Consider the following 18910-nt stretch of genomic DNA (forward strand, 5'->3'; position numbering starts at 1 on the left):
ATAGGCCGCCAGCGCCTCGCGCGCAGCTTGGCGCGGGCCGAAGTCGACCTCGATCAGGAGAAGCCGCCCAACGACGCCTTGCCCCCGGAGAACGACCGTCACGCAGAGCTTAACCATAGGAATAATTCGTGATACGCATTACCGCAATGGTTGCGGAGGCGGGGGCTCGGCGATGGTCAAGTTGGCGGTGTTTTGCGACGGCACGTGGAACGGGCTGCGCATGCCCAACCTGACGAACGTCGCCCGGTTGGCGCGATCGGTCAAACAGACGGACGACGACGGCCAGGCTCAGATCGTCTTCTACGACGAAGGCGTGGGCGTGAAGAGCGGCGTCAGCCGCACCACCGACTGGCTGGAAAGCGTGCTGGGCGGCGCGTTCGGCTGGGGCCTGGATCGCAAGATCGAGCAGGCCTATCGCTTCATCGTCCTGAACTACAGGCCGATCGAGGACGACATCTACATCTTCGGCTTCAGCCGCGGAGCCTATACCGCCCGCAGTCTTTGCGGGCTGATCCGCAAATGCGGTATCCTGAGACCCGAGTGCATGGCCAGGATTCCGGAAGCCGTGAAGCTCTACAGGAATCGCAATTTCCACCCGGCCGGGCCCGAATGTCAGGAATTTCGCCGTCTCTACGCCCATGAGAACGAAGCCGTCGGCGACGAGGACCTGACCGAGCAGGAGCGCCTGGTGCCCCGCCCGAGCCAGGACAAGCTGGTCAACATCCGCTACCTGGGCCTGTGGGACACCGTCGGCTCGATGGGCGTGCCCGACCGCTTTCTCCTGCTGAGCTTTTTCAACCGCCGCTACCGCTTCCACGACACCAGGGCCTCGGCCCTGATCGAAAGCCTGCGGCACGCCATCGCGGCGGATGAGGATCGCCGGACATTCGGCGCCACGCCGTTCTCCAACATCCGGGAACTCAATGTCGACGCCGCCGAGAAGGCGGCCAAGGCCAGGACGGCCGAAGCCAGCAAGACCTTCAAGCTCTTCAAGTCCAAGAGGGCGTTCGACGCCGACGTCGCCACCGAGGGATCCTGGGTGGCCGAGCAGGACAAGCGCCCCTATCAGCAGAAGTGGTTTCCGGGCGATCACGGCGCGGTCGGCGGCGGCAATCCTCAGTTCGGACTGTCCAGCGCCGCCCTGTTGTGGGTGGCCCAAGGCGCGGAAGTCGCGGGGCTGGCGCTCGACCATCGGCCCACCAGCGATCTCACCGCCGCCGAGGCCCAACGCCTTTCGACCGCCGACTGGCGGGTCGGCGCCACGCCGGGCACGACGCGCTCGCCCTGGGCCTGCGACCTGCTGGGCCTGATCGGCGGCTATCGCGCCCGCGCGTTCACGATCAGCCACGAAGAGGTCCACGACTCGGCGCGGGAGCGCTGGCGTCGCATCCGATCCTATCGTCCCAAGGTCTTCGAACCGTTCACCGGCCGAGTGGTCATCCCTCCGCACCGGAAGGTGGCCTGGGTGCTGGGGCCGCTGATGCGCCTCCTGATCGCCATCGGCGCCGTCGTGGCGATCCTGGTCGCGCTCTATCTCGTGGCGCTGCTGACCCGGGATCTGCTGTGCCTTGTTCCCTGGTCGCGGGCCCAGGAAGCGGCGGACGCCCTGACGGCCCTGGGCGAAAGCATCGGCAAGCTCATCGAGCCCTGCTGCAAGCCAGCCAGGCCCTAGGCCGGAGCCTAGCCCGCCAGCGTCTCCAGGAACCGCACCGGCGCGCCCGTGCCCTCGGCCACGATCTCGTCGTCGCGCATGACCACCGTCCCGCGCACGATGGTCGCCACCGGCCAGGCCTTGGCTTCGAAGCCGTCGAACGGGGTCCAACCCGAGCGGGTGGCCATCCAGTCGTGGGTGATGACGCGCTTGGCCTTCATGTCGACGATGGTGAAGTCGGCGTCGAAGCCCTCGGCGATGCGGCCCTTGTCGGCCAGGCCGAACACGCGGTTGACGCCATGGCTGGTCAGGTCGACGAAGCGCTCCAGCGACAGGCGGCCGTTGACCACGTGGGTCAGCATGATCGGCACCAGGGTCTGGACCCCCGGCATGCCCGAGGGCGAGGCCGGATAGGGCCGGGCCTTTTCCTCGCGGGTGTGGGGGGCGTGGTCGCTGCCCAGCACGTCGGCGATGCCGGTCTCGATGCCGCGCCAGACGCCGGCCACGTGCTCGGCCGAGCGGATCGGCGGGTTCATCTGGGCGAAGCCCTTCAGGCGCTCATAGGCTTCCGGCGCGACCAGGGTCAGGTGCTGGGGCGTGACCTCGACGCTGGCTACGTCCTTGTGCTTGGCCAGGAAGTCGATCTCCTGGTGGGTGGTCACGTGCAGCACGTGGATGCGCTTGCCCAGGCTTTTGGCGATCCGCACCAGGCGCTCGGTCGACTGCATGGCGGCCTGAGCGTCGCGGACCTCAGGGTGGCTGGTCCAGTCGCCAGGGCGGGCCAGGCCGCGGCGCTCGGCCAGGCGGTACTCGTCCTCGGAGTGGAAGGCGGCGCGGCGGTTCACGTGCCGCAGCACGTTCTCGACGCCCTCGTCGTCCTGGACCAGCAGGGTGCCGGTCGAGGCGCCCATGAACACCTTGATGCCGCAGCAGCCCGGCAGGCGCTCCAGCTCGCCCAGGAACGTCGCGTTCTCGTGGGTGCCGCCGACATAGAAGGCGTGGTCGGTGTGCATGCGGCCCTTGGCGCGGGCCAGCTTGTCGGCCAGGGCGTCCGGGTCGGTGGTGGTCGGCTCGGTGTTGGGCATCTCGAACACGGCGACCACGCCGCCCAGGGCCGCGCCACGCGAGCCGCTTTCCAGGTCTTCCTTCCACTCCAGCCCCGGCTCGCGGAAGTGGACCTGGCTGTCGATGACGCCGGGCAGGACGGTCAGGCCCGTGGCGTCGAAGATCTCGCCCGCCGAGGCTTGGCCCAGGTCGCCGATGGCGACGATCTTGCCGCCCCGCACGCCGATGTCGGTGAAGCCGCGTCCCGCGTGATTGACCACCTCGCCGCCGCGCACGATCAGGTCGAAGGTCTGGGTCATGGGGGCGGCTCCTGGCCAAGCATTTGGGCGGTGTCCTGGCGGTCTAGGAGCCCGCCCGGACCGCCGCAAGGCCAAATTGACCCGCTTGCGACATTGACCGCCGCGCGGGACGGGCGCACCTCCCCGTCATTCCTTAGCGCACGAGGCTCCGATGGACTTTTCCCGACTCCAGACCACCAGCAAGGTCACCAGCGAGTGGAAGTATCCGCAAGGCCAGCCCAACCGTACGGGCATGCTGCAGGTCGACACCGCGCCCGACCACACCCTCTACTGGGAAGAATACGGCAATCCCGACGGCGAGCCGGTGATGTTCCTGCACGGCGGACCGGGCGGGGCCTGCGCGCCGGTAATGTCGCGGTTCTTCGATCCCCGGCGCTACCGCGTGATCCTGTTCGACCAGCGCGGCTGCGGCAAGAGCACCCCGACCGTGGCCTCGCACGGCCCGGCCGTCGCCCTGATCCGCAACGACACCGATCACCTGGTCGCCGACATCAACACCTTGCGCGACGCGCTCGGCATCACCGGCAGGATGCACGTGTTCGGCGGCAGCTGGGGCAGCACCCTGGCCCTGGTCTACGCCATCCGCCACCCCGAGCACGTGGCCTCGCTGATCCTGAGGGGCATCTTCCTGGGGACGCGCGAGGACCTGCTCTACATGTATCAGGGCAACGCGGCGGTGTTCGCGCGGACGCCCTACGCCCTCAGCGAACCGGGCACCTATGTGAGCTATCCCGACGAGTGGAAGGCCTTCGTCGAGGAGATCCCGGCCGACCAGCGCGGCGACATGATGGCCGCCTACAAGGCGATCTTCGACGGGAAGCCGACCGACGAAGCCGGCCGCCAGGCCCAGCTGCGCGCGGCCGTGGCCTGGTCGATCTGGGAGGGGTCGATCTCGAACATGATCCCCGAGACCGGCGATCCGGGGAAGTTCGGCGAGGCCGACTTCGCCCTGTGCTTCGCCCAGATCGAGGCCCACTTCTTCGCCAACAACCTGTTCCTGGCGCCCGACGAGATCACCCGCAACGTCGACAAGATCGCGGGCCTGCCGATCCACGTGGTGCACGGCCGCTTCGACCAGGTCTGCCCGCTGACCCAGGCCTCGCGCCTGGTCGCGGCCCTGGACGCGGTCGGCGTCGCGCCGGCCACCTACGTGCGCACCAACGCCGGCCACAGCGCCATGGAGGCCGAGACCGTGCTGGCCCTGACGGCGATCATGGACGGGTTGGCGCGGATCTAGGGCGCCCCAAAAAACCCGCTCATCCCGGCATTCGCCGGGATGAGCGGATCAAAGGGGGGGCTCTAAGTGCGATCCGCGTCGATGGCGTCTTCGGAAGCGGACACCTCGGCCGGTTCCGGCGCCACGTCCTCCACCACCGCCTGCAGTTCCGGCGTCACCGCGGCATCCTCGACCGTGACTTCCGGGGCGTCTTCCTCGACCACCATCTCGGGCGCCGCTTCGCGGGCCGCCTTCACATCCGCCAGCAGCGCCTTGGCCGCCTTGACCACGGTGGTCACCGGCAGGTCGCTCATGTGGCGGATGGCCTGGGACAGGTCCGGGTCCACGGCCAGGAACTGGTCCAGCGTGCGCGGGCCGCGCACGGCGCGGGCGTTGGGGCCCCAGGGGGCGTAGCGGCGCTCGTCCGACGGACCGAACAGGCCGATGGTCGGCACGCCCGCCGCGGCGGCGATGTGCATCAGGCCGCTATCGTTGCCGATGAACAGGTCGGCGCGCTTGAGGGCCGCGTAGGCGGTCAGCAGGTCCACCTTGCCGGTCAGGTCGACATAGCGGCCGCGCGCGGAGGCCATGCGCAGCTCCTCGACCATGCGGCTGTCGTCCGGCCCGCCCATGATCAGCAGCCGCCCGCCGGCCAACGGCCCCTGCGGACCGAGCAGTTGCTGGGCGGTCTGGGCGAAACGCTCGATCGGCCAGATCTTGCCCACCCAGTTGGAGGCCGGCCCGACGGCCAGGATCGGCCCGGACGGCTCGCCCAGGCGCGGGGCCAGCATCTGGTCGGCCAGGGCCTGGACCTCGGGGGTGATGTAGAGGTGCGGGCTGGGCGGATCGCCTTCCAGCTTCAGCACCCGAGCCGCGTCGATCACCTTGTGGATCGGTTCGCCGACATGCTTCTTCCAGATCGCCCGCTTGTCGCGGCGCAGGAACAGGGCCGTGCCGCTGCCGCGCAGGTCGACGACCAGGCCCCACTTCTTGTGGCGCACCTGGTTCCACAGCTTGAACCAGTGGCCCTTGCCCTTGCCCTTTTCCATGACGATCACCCGGTCCAGGCCGGGCACATGGGCGAACAGGGGGGCGGCCAGCGGTCCGGAGACGATGGTGAAGCGGGCGTTGGGGATTTGCTCGGCCAGGAACTTGATCAGGCCGGACGACAGCACGGCGTCGCCGATCCGCGTGGCGGTGATGAAGAGAATCGGGAAGGCCCGCTGTGTCATCCGTCCTTGTATAGGGCGTCCGGCGAGTCGGCGCATCCCTCGATAACAGTTGAGCTTTCTCTTCATTGAGGACTGGCGGATCTGCGTCCGTCTTGCCACATGTGCGGGCATGAGCCAGTCCCGCATCGCCCGCCTCGACAGCCGCGCCGTCATCGCCGTGACCGGCCCCGACGCCAGGAGCTTCCTCAACGGCCTGTTGAGCCAGGAGATCGAGACCCTCGCCCCGGGCGAGCTGCGGTTTTCCGGCCTTCTGACGCCGCAGGGCCGGCTGCTCCACGACCTGTTCGTGGCCGACGCGCAGGACGGCCTGCTGCTGGACGTCGCCGCCGAGCACCGCGACGCCATCCTCACGCGCCTGACGATGTACAAGCTGCGGGCCAAGGTGGAGCTGGCGGCCTCGGAGCTCGCCGCCTTCGCGGCCTGGCCGGCGGCCGGCGGCCACGCCGATCCCCGCCTGCCCGCCCTGGGCTCGCGCCTCTACGCCCAGGACCAGGCGACCACCGCCACGGAAGACGACTACGACGCCCACCGCCTGGCCCTGGGCGTTCCCGGCCCCGCCGATTGGGGAACCGACAAGACCTATCCGATCGAGGCGAACTTCGACCTGCTGGGCGGGATCGACTTCAAGAAGGGCTGTTTCGTCGGCCAGGAGACCACCAGCCGCATGAAGCGGCGCGGCACGATCAAGAACCGCATGCTGCCCATCGCCTTCGAAGGCCCGCCGCCGGCCTTCGGCGCCGAGGTGCTGGCCGGCGAGCTTCGGGCCGGCGAGGTGCTGTCGGGCCGCGACGGCCGCGCCATGGCCCTGCTGCGCCTGGACCGCATCGAGAGCGCGGCGCTGACGGTGGACGGGCGCGCGGTGTCAGTGGACTGGCCAGAGTGGGTTCCGGCGGCCACGCCCGCTTCCTGACTTCAGGCTCGGGATGAGGTCGAATTCAAATCTAGGGGCGCGCCTAGCACAAGCATTTGTTCTCGAAAAGTTCTGGAAATTCGCATCGACCTAGGCCAAGCTCCGGCCCATGACCGAGATCCAACGCTGCACCTGGCGCGGCATGAACGGCGACCCGTTCTACGAGGCCTATCACGACGCCGAATGGGGCGTGCCGGAGTACGACTCCCGCGCCCTGTGGGAGAAGCTGGTGCTGGACGGGTTCCAGGCCGGGCTATCGTGGATCACGATCCTGAGGAAGCGCGAGGCCTTCCGCGCCGCCTTCGCCAATTTCGATCCCGACACGGTGGCCCGGTTCGGCGACGCCGATCGCGCCCGGCTGATGGCCGACGCCGGCATCATCCGCTCGAACGGCAAGATCGACGCGGCGATCTCGGGCGCCCGGATCTATTGCGACATGCGCGACCGGGGCGAGGATCTTTCCGCGCTGCTGTGGGGCATGGTCGGCGGCAAGCCGGTGCAGAGCCACTGGATCGGCGGCGACGTCCCCGCCCAGACGCCCCTGGCCGTCGACATGGCCAAGATGCTCAAGGCCAAGGGCTACAAGTACTGCGGCCCGGTGATCGTCTACGCCTTTATGCAGGCCACGGGCCTGGTCAACGACCACCTGACGACCTGTTTCCGGCACGAGGAATGCCGCAAGCTGGCGCGCTAGAAACGGGTTAAAATAGCCACACCCCGCGGACTCTCGTCACGGCCTTGTCGATCTCCTGACACTCTACTGTTGCGGGAATCAGGCAACCAGGCGCAGTGGAGAGCTTCACCATGCGCCCTGCTCGCCTCTTTTCCCGACGCCTCGCGGTGATCGTGACCCTGCTCGCCGCCGGCGCGGGTCCGGCCCTGGCCGAGCCCTCGACAGCTTTGGGGCCCGATCTGCGTGGCCGCCTCTACGACTGGTCCGACGGCGTGCTGGTGGTGGCCCACCGGGCCTGTCACGCCCCCGCCCCCACGCGCGGCCTGACCACGACCCTGCCGGAAAACTCACTGGCGGCCTTGGACCGTTGCGTGGCCCTGGGCGTCGACATGGTCGAGATCGACATCCGCCGCACGGCCGACGGCGCCCTGGTGGTGATGCACGACCCGACCGTGGACCGCACCACGAACGGCCACGGCAAGGTGTCCGAACTGAGCCTGGCGCAGGTTCAGGCCCTGCGCCTGAAAGCGTCCAAAGGCGGATCGGCCGAGGCCCCGCCCACGCTCGAGGCGTTCCTCGCCTGGGCCCAGGGCCGCATCCTGATCAATCTGGACGTCAAGGAACCGATCGCCGAGCAGGTGGCCCAGGTCGTGTTGGCCAGCGGCGTCTCCGACCAGGTTCTGGTCAAGGCCCGCCCCGAGGCCGGCGCCGCCCCGATGGCCGACCTGCCCCCCTACAGTGGCCTGGCGTTCATGCCGATGGTCGGCGCCGCCAAGGGCCGCGCGTTCCGCGATCCGGCCAGCATCACCGCCATCCAGGTCCTGGCCGAGAACCGTATTCCGGCGATCGAGCTGTGCGATCTGCGACGCTCGGAATTCAAGGCCGTGCGCGCGGCCGCGCGGCTGGCGCGGGTGCGGCTGTGGAGCAACGCCCTGGCCCAGAAGGGCCTGAAGGGCGCCTGGACGCGAGCCTGGGCTGGCGGCGCGGCGGCCGACGGGCGGCGCACCTGGACGCGGCTGGTCGGCGACGGCGTCAGCGTCATCCAGACCAACCGCCCCGCCGCCCTGCTCGACTATCTCGACGCTCGTGGCCTGCGCGGCCGCGCCCCGCCGGTGGTCAACGCCGCCCTGTAGGCGAACCTAGCGACTGGTCCAGCCGCCGCCAGCCGTCGTCCATCCAGCCTGCGACCAGCCGCCTCGCGCCCGAAGCGCTCAGATGGTCGTCGTCGAAATAGACCGGGCGGCCGTCGATCACGCCCGTGCAGCCGCCGTCCTGGCACAGGGTCTCCGTCGGATAGACGGCGACGACGCCGGAGCGGTCCTCGACGGCGGCGCGGATCCACGCCTCGGCCGGCATGGCGCGGGCCAGGGACGGGCCGGCGTCGACCCGGGCGCAGATCTCCGGACGACCACCCAGCTGGCGCTGCTGGGCCAGGCATTCGGGCGGGGCCAGGGTCAGTTCGGGCACGGGACCGATCACCAGCGCCCGCACAGCCGGCCGGCGACGGGCGATGGTGTCCAAGGTCGCGGTCAGGGCGGCCGACAGGTCCGGCCGCGCGCCCGGACGGCTCAGCAGGTCGACGCTGACACGCGGGGAGTCGACGTCGTAGAACGGCGGGTCGTCGCGATAGAGCGGCCAGCGGGCGGCCAGCACCACCAGCTTCAGGCGCGGATCGGCCAGGGCCCGCCCCAGGGTGCGATCGGCGAAGGCCGCGCAGCCCCGGTCTCGTTGTCCGTACATCCGCACCCGCAGGCCAACCAGCGGCGGGCAGCCGCCCCGCGCGGCCTCGCGCACGCTCCAGCCGCGCGCGCCCGCCCAGACGACCACGCCGGGCGTGACGGCGTCGGCGTGGGAGTCGCCCCAGACCAGCACCTCGGCGCCGTCGGAACCGGCCCCCGCGCCGAACCGGCAACGGTGGGGATCAGCCGGCTTGATGGCCTCGAAACAGATCTTGCGAGCCGGATTGACGTCGGTCCGCTCCAAGTCGGCCAGGGCGCGGGCGGACGGCGACAGGCGCTGGGGCCAGCCGTGGGTCAGGAACAGCGCCGCGCCGGCCGCCAGCGGCAGCAGCAGAAGCGGCAGGATCGCGCCCAGCCGTCGCCAGGGCCGGTCGACCGGGCCGCGCCGGAACGGCTGCTCGACGAAGCGCCAGGTCACGACCGCCAGACTCACGGACGCCGCCACGACGCCCAGGCGCTGGAGGATCGTCAGGGGCTGCTGGGCGACGTCGGCGGCCAGGACCAGCAGCGGCCAGTGCCAGAGATAGAGCGAATAGGAGATCCGCCCCAGGCCCACGACCGGCGGAGCGCGCAGAAGGGCCAAGGCGGCGGGCGCCTGGCCCTGGCCGGCCCAGACCAGCAGGGCCGCGCCCAGGCAGGCCGGAACCGCGCCCAGGCCGGGGAACGGGCTCGTCTCGTTCAGCGCGACCAGGCTCCAGGCGATGGCCAGCAGGCCGCACGCCGCCGCCAGCCCCGCCACGCGCCGGTCGGCGGGCGGACGCACAAGACCCAGGGCCAGCACCCCGCCGGCCAGGAACTCCCAGGCCCGGGTCGGCAGGTGGAAGAAGGCGACCACGCCGCCCCCGCTCGCCACCAGCGCCTGAGCCAGGACCAGCGACGCCGCCAGCAAGGCCAGGGCCAGCCCCGTCCGCGCCGTTCGCAGCCAACCCAGCGACAGCAGCGCGATCAGGGCCGGCCAGACCAGGTAGAACTGCTCCTCCACGCCCAGCGACCACAGGTGCAGCAGCGGGTTCTGCTGGGCGGCCGGCGCGAAATAGCCCGGGCTCTGGGCGGCCAGCACATTGGCCAGGAACAGGCCCGAGGCGGCCGAGGCCGCGCCGGTCTGGGCCAGAAGGCGCGGCATCTCGATCCAGGCCGCCAGGGCGACCGCGACCAGCGTCACCAGGACATAGGCCGGCACGATCCGCCGCGCCCGACGCAGATAGAACCCGCCCCACGAGAACGATCCCGCGTCGCGCGTCTCGACCAGGATGCGGGTGATCAGGAAGCCCGAGATCACGAAGAACACGTCCACCCCGACGAAGCCGCCGGGCAGCGCGGCCGGGAAGGCGTGGTGGATGACGATGGCCGCCACGGCCAGGGCGCGCAGCCCGTCGATGTCGGGCCGATAGACCCGATGCTCCGCTTGATCTTCCCGCATTTCCGCCCCTACGATTTACAGCCGTAAACAGATAACGTGACGAACGACCCCGAAGTCAAGGATATTTATTACGGACGTAATCTACTTTTCCCGAAGGCCGAACCGGCTTAGACAACCGCCATGCCTCCCGGTCCCGACATGATGCTGGAATCCGCCTGCGGGCCTGGCCACGTCTGCGGCGTGGACGAGGCCGGGCGCGGGCCGTGGGCCGGGCCGGTCAGCGCCGCGGCGGTGATCCTCGATCCAGCGCGGGTGCCCAAGGGCCTGAACGACTCCAAGAAGCTGACCGCCAAGGCCCGCGCGGCCCTGGAAATCGAGATCAAGGCCGTCGCGGTCGCCTGGTGCGTGGGCCTGGCCAGCGTCGAGGAGATCGAAGAACTCAACATCCTGCACGCCGCCGGCCTGGCGATGCGCCGGGCCATCGAGGGCCTGGGCGTCGTCCCCGCCATGGCGCTGGTCGACGGCAACTACCGCTTCAAGCTGCCCTGCCCGATCAAGACCGTGATCAAGGGCGACAGCCTGTCGTGCTCGATCGCCGCCGCCTCGATCCTGGCCAAGGAAGCGCGCGACAAGATCATGATCGAGATGGACGGCGTTTATCCCGGCTACGGCTTCGCCGGCCACAAGGGCTATCACGCCGCCGTCCACGTCGAGGGCCTGCGGCGCCTCGGCCCCTCGCCGATCCACCGGATGAGCTGGGCGCCGGTCAAGCTGGCCCTGTCGGGTGAGCTGGGCCTGGGCGCGGCGACGTTCGACGACGAACTGGGCGCCTAGCGCTCACCGCGGGTTTCTGAACCCAATCAAGCGCTTTTGAGTCCAATCAGACTCAAATCCACAACCAAAGGCTGGGTTAACAAGCCGGTAACCACGTCCTTCAACACACTCTTTACTAGCTAGACTCATGATTCCGCTCAGTGTTTTTAACGGGAAGCGGACATGTCCTTCGGGCCTGAAACCATCATCCAGGGCGACTGCATCGAGGCGATGAACGCCCTGCCCGAGAAGTCCGTGGACCTGATCTTCGCCGATCCGCCCTATAATCTGCAGCTGGGCGGCGACCTGCTGCGTCCCGACAATTCCAAGGTCGACGCCGTCGACGACCACTGGGACCAGTTCGAAAGCTTCGCCGCCTACGACAAGTTCACCCGCGAATGGCTGAAGGCCGCCCGCCGGGTGCTGAAGGACGACGGCGCGATCTGGGTGATCGGCAGCTATCACAACATCTTCCGCGTCGGCGTCGCCGTGCAGGACCTGGGTTTCTGGATCCTGAACGACGTGATCTGGCGCAAGTCCAACCCCATGCCCAACTTCAAGGGCACCCGTTTCGCCAACGCCCACGAGACCCTGATCTGGGCCTCCAAGAGCCAGGGCGCCAAGCGCTACACCTTCAACTACGACGCCCTGAAGATGGCCAATGACGAGGTGCAGATGCGCTCGGACTGGACCATCCCGCTGTGCACCGGCGAGGAGCGCATCAAGGGCGCGGACGGAAACAAGGCCCACCCGACCCAGAAGCCGGAAGCCCTGCTCTACCGGGTGATCCTGTCGACGACCAAGCCGGGCGACGTGATCCTGGACCCGTTCTTCGGCGTGGGCACCACCGGGGCGGCCGCCAAGCGCCTGGGCCGCCGGTTCGTCGGCATCGAGCGCGAAGCCGAGTACGTCGCCCACGCCAAGGAACGCATCGCCAAGGTCGTGCCGATCGCGCCAGAAGACCTGGACGTCATGGGCTCCAAGCGGTCCGAGCCGCGCGTGCCGTTCGGCAACATCGTCGAGGCCGGCCTGCTCAATCCGGGCGACACCCTTTACTGCGCAAAAGGCTCGCACGCCGCCAAGGTCCGCGCCGATGGCTCGATCACCGTGGGTGACCTGTCCGGCTCGATCCACAAGGTCGGCGCCCTGGTGCAGTCGGCCCCGGCCTGCAACGGCTGGACCTACTGGCACTTCAAGACCGACAAGGGCTTGGCCCCGATCGACGTCCTGCGCAGCCAGGTGCGGGCGGGCATGAACTGATTTAACGCCGCTCATCCCCGCATTCGCCGGGATGAGCGGGTTGTTCAGATCAGCCGATCCAACCCAGCTTTCGCCGCCTTCAGGAACACGCTCGGCAACGCGCCGAGTCCTTCCGGATCGGTCCAGACGAAGTCCCCTTCGCCGTTCGACTCCGCCCGCAGCACCCGCAGGCTCAGGGCGAAGTGGGTGAAGACGTGTTCCACCGTCCCGAAATCCCGCCAAGCGCCGGACACAGGCGCGGCGTCGGCGGCTTCGGCGTCGGTCCAGGGCGTGCCGCGCCAGTCGCTGGTCGGCAGGCCCAGCATGCCGCCCAGCAGGCCCTTGGGCGGGCGGCGGACTAGGGCGACGGCGTCTCCACGGGTCAGCACATAGGCCACGCCGTGGCGGTGCGGGCGGTCGGCCTTGCGGGTCTTGCGCGGATAGGTCTCCGGCGCGCCGGTCTTGAAGCCTTCGCACCACGGCTGGATCGGGCAGCGGTCGCACAGCGGCCCCTTCGGCCGGCAGACCGTGGCGCCGAGGTCCATCAGCGCCTGGGCCCAGTCGCCGGGTCGTTCCGCCGTGACCAGCTCGCCGGCCAGGCGCTTCAGCTGCGGCTTGGCGTCGGGGACCGGCTCCTCCACCGCGAAGAGGCGCGCCATGACCCGCTCGACATTGCCGTCGACGACATTGGCCTCACGGTCGAAGGCGATGGCGGCCACGGCGGCGGCGGTGTAGGCGCCCACGCCGGGCAGGGCCCGCAGGCCCTCTTCCGTATCGGGGAAGACGCCGCCGTGGTCGGCCGCCACGGCCCGGGCGCAGGCCAGCAGGTTGCGGGCCCGGGCGTAGTAGCCCAGCCCCGCCCAGGCGGCCATCAGGTCGCCGTCCTCGACCGCCGCCAGGTCCGACACGGTCGGCCAGCGCTGGGTGAAGCTGAGGAAATAGGGCGTGGCGTGCGGCACGGTGGTCTGCTGCAGCATCACCTCCGACAGCCAGACTCGGTAGGGATCCGAGCGCATCCCCGCCTTTCCGGCCGCCGGCCCCGTGCGCCAGGGCAGGTCCCGCGCCTGGGCGTCGTACCAGGCCAGCAGGGCGGCGCGGAGGGCGGGGATGTCGAGCATGGGGGAGCTATGGCAAAACCACGCCATCGTTGTCATCCCGGAAAGCGCGCAGCGCTTGTCCGGGATGACAACCTTTTGGGATCATCACGGGTGACGACCTCTGCTACCCTCCTCCCATGCGCCGTCGCCCCTTGCCCACCGCGGAAGAAGCCCTCGAGATCCTCAAGCGCCGCCGCACGCGTCCGCAGCGGCGTCCGCCGCCGCCGGCCGGCAAGTCGCTGGCCCCGCTGATCAAGAAGCTGGACGAGAAGTTCGGTCAGGGCCCGGCCGTGCTGAAGGCCCGCTGGCGCGAGATCGTCGGCGAGACCCTGGCGCGCCGCACCGAGCCCGTCCGCGTCATCAAGAGCCGCACCGGCGAAGGCGGCACCCTGGAGTTGCGCGTCGACGGCCCCGTGGCCTCGCTGATCCAGCACCAGGCCCCGCAGATCACCCAACGGCTGGACATGCTGCTGGGCAAGGGCGTGGTGACCAAGCTGCGCATCGTCCAAGGCCCGGTGAAGGCCTCGGCCGCGCCCGCCGCCGTCCCTTCCCGACGCAAGCCGCCGCTGGACGCCGCCCAGGAGCGCGACCTGGCCGACAGCCTGGCCGACCAGCCCGAAGGCGGCCTGAAGGACGCCCTGCTGAAGCTGGGTCGCGGCGTGCTGCGAGACCCGCGCTGAGGAACCGCGTCTAGATTGACAACCGGACGTTCGATAGGCTGATGCAACGCCTTACCCGCGCCCTTTTCACGCGACTAAAGAATCGCGCTTAACTTCACTGTTCACGCCTATCCCAGGGAAGATCACATGCGTCCGCTGACCCGCCGGCTCCTGACCGCCGTCGCCCTCACCGCCTCTCTGGGCGTCGCGCTCGCCGGCTGCGGCAAGAAGAGCGACACCGCCACGGCCGACGACATGTCGCTGGGCAATCCCAACGCCAAGGTCACGGTCGTCGAGTACGCCTCGGCGTCGTGCGTCCACTGCGGCCGCTGGAACAACGAGGTCTTCCCGGCCTTCAAGGCCAAGTACATCGACACCGGCAAGGTGAACTACGTCTACCGCGAGTTCCTGACCGAGCCCGTGCAGGTGGCCTCGGCCGCGTTCCTGATGGCCCGCTGCGCCGGCAAGGACAAATATTTCTCGGTGATCGACAGCGTCTACCACTCGCAGGAAGAGATGTTCACCACCGGCGACTATCGCGGCGTGCTGCTGCGCATCGCCCAGTCGGCCGGCATGGACGAGGCCCAGTTCACCAGCTGCGTGACCAATGAAAAGAGCCTCAAGGACCTGAACGCCCGGGTCGAGAAGTACCAGGCCAGCGCCAAGATCACCGGCACCCCGACCTTTATCATCAACGGCAAGAAGGCCGGCGGCGAGGACGGCGGCGAGCAGTCGCTGGCCCAGCTGGACGCGGCCATCGCCGAAGCCGAGGCGGCCGCGAAATGAGCCTCGACCGGCGCGCCCTGATCGGAACCGGCCTGGCGGCCTCGGGCTTGACCCTGGCCGCCTTGCCAACGGTCGCGCGCGCCGCGGCCCTGCCGCCGGCCGACGGCGACATGGCCCTGGGCAATCCCAAGGCCAAGGTGCAGGTGGTGGAGTACGCTTCGCTGGCCTGCACCCACTGCGCCCACTGGAACAACGAGGTCTTCCCGGCCTTCAAGACCCAGTTCATCGACACCGGCAAGGTCCGGTACGTGTTCCGCGAGTTCCTGACCCAGCCCTTCCAGTTCGCCGCCGCCGGCTATCTGCTGGCCCGGCGCGTGGGGCCGGCCAGGTACTTCGAGGTGATCGACGCGGTCTTCAAGCAGCAGGACGCGATCTACCAGAGCGAAGACCTCTGGGGCGGCCTGCTGAAGATCGGCAAGAGCTTCGGCCTGACCGAGGCCCAGTTCACCGCCGCCCTGCAGGACAAGGCGGCGCTGGACGCCGTCAACGCCCGCGTCGAGAAGGCCGCCGCGCGCGACAAGATCGAGGTCACCCCCACCTTCTTCGTCAATGGCGAGCGGATCGAGGGCGGCCAGCCGATCGAGACCTTCGCCGCGGCCATCGCCAAAGCGGCCAAGGGTTAGAGGAAGGGCGCACGTGCAGTTCCAGCGCCTGCGCCTGCAAGGATTCAAGTCCTTCGTCGAACCGACCGAGTTTCGGATCGAGCCGGGCCTGACGGGCATTGTCGGGCCCAACGGCTGCGGCAAGTCCAACCTGCTGGAAGCCCTGCGCTGGGTGATGGGCGCCAACTCGGCCAAGGCCATGCGCGCGGGCGGCATGGACGACGTGATCTTCGCCGGCAGCGGCAATCGCCCGGCCCGCAACCACGCCGACGTCACCCTGACCATCGACAACGCTGACCGCACCGCGCCGGCCCAGTTCAATGACGATCCGGTGCTGGAGGTGGTGCGCCGCATCGACCGGGGCGAGGGCTCGACCTACCGCATCAACGGCCGCGAAGTGCGGGCGCGCGACGTCCAGCTGCTGTTCGCCGACGCCTCGACGGGCGCCAACTCGCCGGCCCTGGTCCGCCAGGGCCAGATCAGCGAGCTGATCGGCGCCAAGCCGCAAAACCGCCGCCGCATCCTGGAAGAGGCCGCCGGCGTCTCGGGCCTGCACACCCGTCGCCACGAGGCCGAGTTGCGGCTGCGGGCGGCCGAGAGCAATCTCTCCCGCCTGGAAGACGTGGCCCGCGAGCTGGAAACGGCGCTGAACCGCCTGCGCCGCGAAGCCCGGCAGGCCGAGAAGTACAAGCGCCTGTCGGCCGAGATCCGGGCCGTGCAGGGGGCGGTGCTCTACGCCCGCTGGACCGAGGCGCGCGACAACCTCAACCGCACCCAGACCGAGGCGACGGAAGCGGCCCGCGCCGTCGAGGAGACCGCGCGCGCCGCCGCCGCCGCCCAGACCGCGATCCTGGCGGCCGAGACCGCCATGCCGCCGCTGCGCGAGGAGGCCTCGATCGCCCAGGCGGTCCTGGGCCAGCTGGCCATCCAGAAGGACCGGGCCGAGCGCGAGGCCGAAGCCGCCAAGGCCGAATATGAGCGACTGTCGGCCGACCTGACCCGCATCGACGACGACCGGGCCCGCGAGGCGCAAGGCCTGCAGGACGCCGTCCAGGCCCTGGCCCGCGCCGACGCCGAGCTGACCGAGCTGCGCGCGCAGATCGCCGCCGCGCCGGCTCGCGGTCCGGAACTGGCCGCCGCCGCCAAGGCCGCCGAGGAAGCGCGCGCCAAGGCCGATGGCGAGGTCGAGCAGCTGGCCGCCCGCGCCGCCGCCGAGGACGCCCGAGCCCGCGCCGCCGCCCAGCGCCTGACCGAGGCCGAGAGCCGCCTGGCCCGCACCGTCCGCGCCCTGGACCAGGCCAAGGCCGAGCGCGCTGCCGTCGGTCCCGTGGTCGATCCGGCCGCCGCCGAGGCCCGCCAGCGCTTCGCCAACGCCGAGGCCGGCCTGGCCGCCGCCCGCGCCGCCCTGGAAGAAGCCGAAGCCGTCCGCGTCAAGGCCGCCGCCGCCGAGGCCCAGTCCCGCGACCTGGCCCGAAAGGTCGAGGACCAGCTGGGTCGCCTGCGCACGGAAGCTCGCGGTTTGGCCCAGCTGACCGCCCCGCGCGCCAAGAGCGGCTTCTCGCCGGCCCTGGACGCGGTGACGCCCGAGAAGGGCTATGGCGCGGCCCTGGCCGCCGCCCTGGGCGACGACCTGGAAGCCGCCCTCGATTCCCGCGCCGCCTCGTTCTGGGCGGGGGCTGACGCCAAGACGGTGAGCTGGCCCGAAGGCGCGACGCCGCTGGCCCCGCTGATCAAGGCCCCGCCCGAGCTGGCCGCCCGCCTGTCGCATGTGGCCGTGGTCGCGCGCGGCGACGGCGACCGCCTGGCCAAGGGCCTGCCGGTGGGCGCGCGGCTGGTGTCCAAGGAAGGCGACCTGTGGCGTTGGGACGGCTTCGTCGCCCGCGCCGACGCCCCCAAGCCGGCGGCCGTCCGCCTGGAACAGCGCACCCGCCTGGCCGAGGTCGAGACCGAGATCGACCAGGTCACGCCCCGCGCCGAGGCCGCGACCGCCGCCCTGAAGACCGCCGCCGACGCTCTGCGCGCCGCTGAGGAAACCCTGCGGGATAAACGCCGGGGTCCGCCCGACGCCGAGCGCCTGCTGACCGGGGCCCGCGAGCAGGTGGCCCGCTACGAGCGCGAGGCCGCCCAGCGCGAGGCCCGCGCCCAGTCGCTGGACGACACCATCGCCCGCTTCGAAGGCGAGCGTGTCGAGGCCGACACCGCCCTGGCCGCCGTCCGCGCCGAGAGCGCCGGGGCCGAGAGCGCCGCGGACCTGGCGCCCCAACTGGCCGCCGCCCGCCAGGCCGCCACGGCCGCCCGCGAAGTCGCCGCCGCCGCCCGCTCGGCCCTGGACCAGGAAACCCGCGAAACCGCCAGCCGCGCCCGCCGCCTGGAGAGCCTGGAGCGTGACCACGCCGACTGGGCCAAGCGCCGCGAGGCCTCGGCCAAGCGCGAGACCAGCCTGGACGCCGACCGGGTCAAGGCCGCCGCCGCCCTGGAGGCCGCCCGCGAGGCGCCGACCGTGCTGGCCGACCGGCTGGTGATCATCGTCGAGCAGTTCGCCGCCGCCGAGGATCGCCGGGCCAAGGCCTCGGACGCCCTGGAGGCCGCCGAGACCGCCCGCCTCAACGCCGACCGCGCGGCTCGCGCCGCCGAGCAGGCCGCCTCCGAAGCCCGCGAAAAGCGCGCCGCCCTGGTCGCCACCCTGGACGCCGTCCGCGACCGCTTCGCCGAGGTGGCCGGCGCCATCCGCGAACAAGCCCGGATGGAGCCGGAGGAGCTGGGCCGCCACGTGGCCGGCGAGGCCGTGGCCGTGCCCAAGGACGCCGCCGGGGTCGAGGCGCACCTGTTCGCGCTGGAACGCGAGCGCGACTCCATCGGTCCGGTGAACCTGCGCGCCGAGGAAGAGGCCAACGAATACGCCGCGCGCCTGGAGACCATGCGCACCGAGCGGGCCGACCTGTCGGGCGCGGTGGGCAAGCTGCGGGCCGGCATCGAGGAGCTGAACGCCGAGGGCCGCGAGCGCCTGCTGGCCGCCTTCGACATCATCAACGCCAATTTCCAGACCCTGTTCACCGCCCTGTTCGGCGGCGGCCAGGCCGAGCTGAAACTGATCGAGAGCGACGACCCTCTGGAGGCGGGGCTGGAGATCTTCGCCTGTCCGCCGGGCAAGCGCATGGCCAGCATGAGCCTGATGAGCGGCGGCGAGCAGGCCCTGACCGCCAGCGCCCTGATCTTCGGCGTCTTCCTGGCCAACCCGGCCCCGATCTGCGTGCTGGACGAAGTCGATGCGCCGCTGGATGACGCCAATGTCGATCGCTACTGCAACATGCTGGACGAGATGCGCCGGCGGACCAAGACGCGGTTCATCGCCATCACCCACAACCCGGTGACGATGAGCCGGATGGACCGATTGTTCGGCGTGACCATGGCCGAGCGGGGCGTGAGCCAGTTGGTGAGCGTGGATCTGTCGACGGCCGAGCAGCTGGTGGCGGCGCAGTAGGGCTCAGCGGCTCACGCACTTGCCCCCGCCTGACCGCTTCGCGGTCTGTCCGCCCCCATAGGGGGCGGAGCGCTCTTCCCCCTGTGGG

15 protein-coding genes are annotated in these 18910 nt (G+C 70.4%); 11 read left to right on the forward strand and 4 right to left on the reverse strand.

Annotated features, from left to right (window positions below; genetic code table 11):
• Window positions 1-172: 172 nt before the first annotated feature.
• Entirely contained in the window at window positions 173-1672 is a 1500-nt protein-coding gene (locus G3M62_RS21545; protein ID WP_165190596.1) for a DUF2235 domain-containing protein, read from the forward strand.
• A gap of 8 nt (window positions 1673-1680) precedes the next feature.
• Here the strand turns inward: G3M62_RS21545 and G3M62_RS21550 are convergent, their stop codons facing one another.
• A complete protein-coding gene (locus G3M62_RS21550; protein WP_165190597.1) occupies window positions 1681-3015 on the reverse strand; it encodes a dihydroorotase in 1335 nt (444 codons plus the stop codon).
• A gap of 151 nt (window positions 3016-3166) precedes the next feature.
• Between G3M62_RS21550 and pip the strand changes: the two genes are divergently transcribed.
• On the forward strand, window positions 3167-4252 hold the full coding sequence (gene pip, locus G3M62_RS21555; protein WP_165190598.1) for a prolyl aminopeptidase: 1086 nt from the start codon (window positions 3167-3169) through the stop codon (window positions 4250-4252).
• Between the two features lie 62 nt (window positions 4253-4314).
• Here the strand turns inward: pip and G3M62_RS21560 are convergent, their stop codons facing one another.
• A complete protein-coding gene (locus G3M62_RS21560; protein WP_165190599.1) occupies window positions 4315-5463 on the reverse strand; it encodes a glycosyltransferase family 9 protein in 1149 nt (382 codons plus the stop codon).
• A 109-nt stretch (window positions 5464-5572) separates the two neighbouring features.
• Here G3M62_RS21560 and ygfZ point away from each other — a divergent pair, with 109 nt between their 5' ends.
• The 3 genes from ygfZ (at window position 5573) to G3M62_RS21575 (ending at window position 8179) form a co-directional block, all read left to right on the forward strand.
• A complete protein-coding gene (gene ygfZ / locus G3M62_RS21565; protein WP_165190600.1) occupies window positions 5573-6373 on the forward strand; it encodes a CAF17-like 4Fe-4S cluster assembly/insertion protein YgfZ in 801 nt (266 codons plus the stop codon).
• A 109-nt stretch (window positions 6374-6482) separates the two neighbouring features.
• On the forward strand, window positions 6483-7067 hold the full coding sequence (locus G3M62_RS21570; RefSeq protein WP_165190601.1) for a DNA-3-methyladenine glycosylase I: 585 nt from the start codon (window positions 6483-6485) through the stop codon (window positions 7065-7067).
• 110 nt (window positions 7068-7177) lie between these two features.
• A complete protein-coding gene (locus G3M62_RS21575; RefSeq protein ID WP_165190602.1) occupies window positions 7178-8179 on the forward strand; it encodes a glycerophosphodiester phosphodiesterase family protein in 1002 nt (333 codons plus the stop codon).
• Here the strand turns inward: G3M62_RS21575 and G3M62_RS21580 are convergent.
• Window positions 8163-10205 (reverse strand): acyltransferase family protein, encoded by a 2043-nt coding sequence (locus G3M62_RS21580; RefSeq protein WP_165190603.1) that lies wholly within the window; start codon window positions 10203-10205, stop codon window positions 8163-8165. The two genes, G3M62_RS21575 and G3M62_RS21580, sit on opposite strands and share 17 nt — an antisense overlap.
• Window positions 10206-10325: 120 nt before the next feature.
• On the opposite strand from G3M62_RS21580, the gene G3M62_RS21585 reads away from it, so the two are divergent.
• Complete coding sequence (locus tag G3M62_RS21585; protein WP_165190604.1) at window positions 10326-10979, forward strand: ribonuclease HII; 654 nt, start codon at window positions 10326-10328, stop codon at window positions 10977-10979.
• 162 nt (window positions 10980-11141) lie between these two features.
• On the forward strand, window positions 11142-12218 hold the full coding sequence (locus tag G3M62_RS21590; protein ID WP_165190605.1) for a site-specific DNA-methyltransferase: 1077 nt from the start codon (window positions 11142-11144) through the stop codon (window positions 12216-12218).
• Window positions 12219-12262: 44 nt separating this feature from the next.
• On the opposite strand, the gene mutY is transcribed toward G3M62_RS21590, so the two are convergent.
• Window positions 12263-13315: an A/G-specific adenine glycosylase gene (mutY, locus tag G3M62_RS21595; protein WP_165190606.1), complete on the reverse strand. Its 1053-nt coding sequence runs from the start codon at window positions 13313-13315 to the stop codon at window positions 12263-12265.
• A 116-nt stretch (window positions 13316-13431) separates the two neighbouring features.
• On the opposite strand from mutY, the gene G3M62_RS21600 reads away from it, so the two are divergent.
• From G3M62_RS21600 to smc, 4 genes are all read left to right on the forward strand, one after another.
• On the forward strand, window positions 13432-13974 hold the full coding sequence (locus tag G3M62_RS21600; protein ID WP_165190607.1) for a DUF721 domain-containing protein: 543 nt from the start codon (window positions 13432-13434) through the stop codon (window positions 13972-13974).
• A gap of 126 nt (window positions 13975-14100) precedes the next feature.
• The gene (locus G3M62_RS21605; protein WP_165190608.1) at window positions 14101-14739 is read left to right on the forward strand and encodes a DsbA family protein; all 639 of its coding nucleotides are present in this window, start codon (window positions 14101-14103) and stop codon (window positions 14737-14739) included.
• Window positions 14736-15362, forward strand: coding sequence for a DsbA family protein (locus G3M62_RS21610; protein WP_165190609.1), 627 nt, complete (start codon window positions 14736-14738; stop codon window positions 15360-15362). The genes G3M62_RS21605 and G3M62_RS21610 overlap by 4 nt, the downstream gene beginning before the upstream one ends.
• Window positions 15363-15375: 13 nt before the next feature.
• Window positions 15376-18822 (forward strand): chromosome segregation protein SMC, encoded by a 3447-nt coding sequence (gene smc / locus G3M62_RS21615; RefSeq protein WP_165190610.1) that lies wholly within the window; start codon window positions 15376-15378, stop codon window positions 18820-18822.
• Window positions 18823-18910 lie beyond the last annotated feature (88 nt).

Origin of the sequence: Caulobacter soli, assembly GCF_011045195.1 — a bacterium.
In the GTDB taxonomy this organism is placed as follows: domain Bacteria; phylum Pseudomonadota; class Alphaproteobacteria; order Caulobacterales; family Caulobacteraceae; genus Caulobacter; species Caulobacter soli.

Excerpts from the sequence above, each read along its gene's own strand:
- G3M62_RS21545 (WP_165190596.1), top strand. The coding sequence starts at position 173 with ATGGTCAAGTTGGCGGTGTTTTGCGACGGCACGTGGAACGGGCTGCGC.
- G3M62_RS21550 (WP_165190597.1), bottom strand. The coding sequence starts at position 3,015 with ATGACCCAGACCTTCGACCTGATCGTGCGCGGCGGCGAGGTGGTCAAT.
- pip (WP_165190598.1), top strand. The coding sequence starts at position 3,167 with ATGGACTTTTCCCGACTCCAGACCACCAGCAAGGTCACCAGCGAGTGG.
- G3M62_RS21560 (WP_165190599.1), bottom strand. The coding sequence starts at position 5,463 with ATGACACAGCGGGCCTTCCCGATTCTCTTCATCACCGCCACGCGGATC.
- ygfZ (WP_165190600.1), top strand. The coding sequence starts at position 5,573 with ATGAGCCAGTCCCGCATCGCCCGCCTCGACAGCCGCGCCGTCATCGCC.
- G3M62_RS21570 (WP_165190601.1), top strand. The coding sequence starts at position 6,483 with ATGACCGAGATCCAACGCTGCACCTGGCGCGGCATGAACGGCGACCCG.
- G3M62_RS21575 (WP_165190602.1), top strand. The coding sequence starts at position 7,178 with ATGCGCCCTGCTCGCCTCTTTTCCCGACGCCTCGCGGTGATCGTGACC.
- G3M62_RS21580 (WP_165190603.1), bottom strand. The coding sequence starts at position 10,205 with ATGCGGGAAGATCAAGCGGAGCATCGGGTCTATCGGCCCGACATCGAC.
- G3M62_RS21585 (WP_165190604.1), top strand. The coding sequence starts at position 10,326 with ATGCCTCCCGGTCCCGACATGATGCTGGAATCCGCCTGCGGGCCTGGC.
- G3M62_RS21590 (WP_165190605.1), top strand. The coding sequence starts at position 11,142 with ATGTCCTTCGGGCCTGAAACCATCATCCAGGGCGACTGCATCGAGGCG.
- mutY (WP_165190606.1), bottom strand. The coding sequence starts at position 13,315 with ATGCTCGACATCCCCGCCCTCCGCGCCGCCCTGCTGGCCTGGTACGAC.
- G3M62_RS21600 (WP_165190607.1), top strand. The coding sequence starts at position 13,432 with ATGCGCCGTCGCCCCTTGCCCACCGCGGAAGAAGCCCTCGAGATCCTC.
- G3M62_RS21605 (WP_165190608.1), top strand. The coding sequence starts at position 14,101 with ATGCGTCCGCTGACCCGCCGGCTCCTGACCGCCGTCGCCCTCACCGCC.
- G3M62_RS21610 (WP_165190609.1), top strand. The coding sequence starts at position 14,736 with ATGAGCCTCGACCGGCGCGCCCTGATCGGAACCGGCCTGGCGGCCTCG.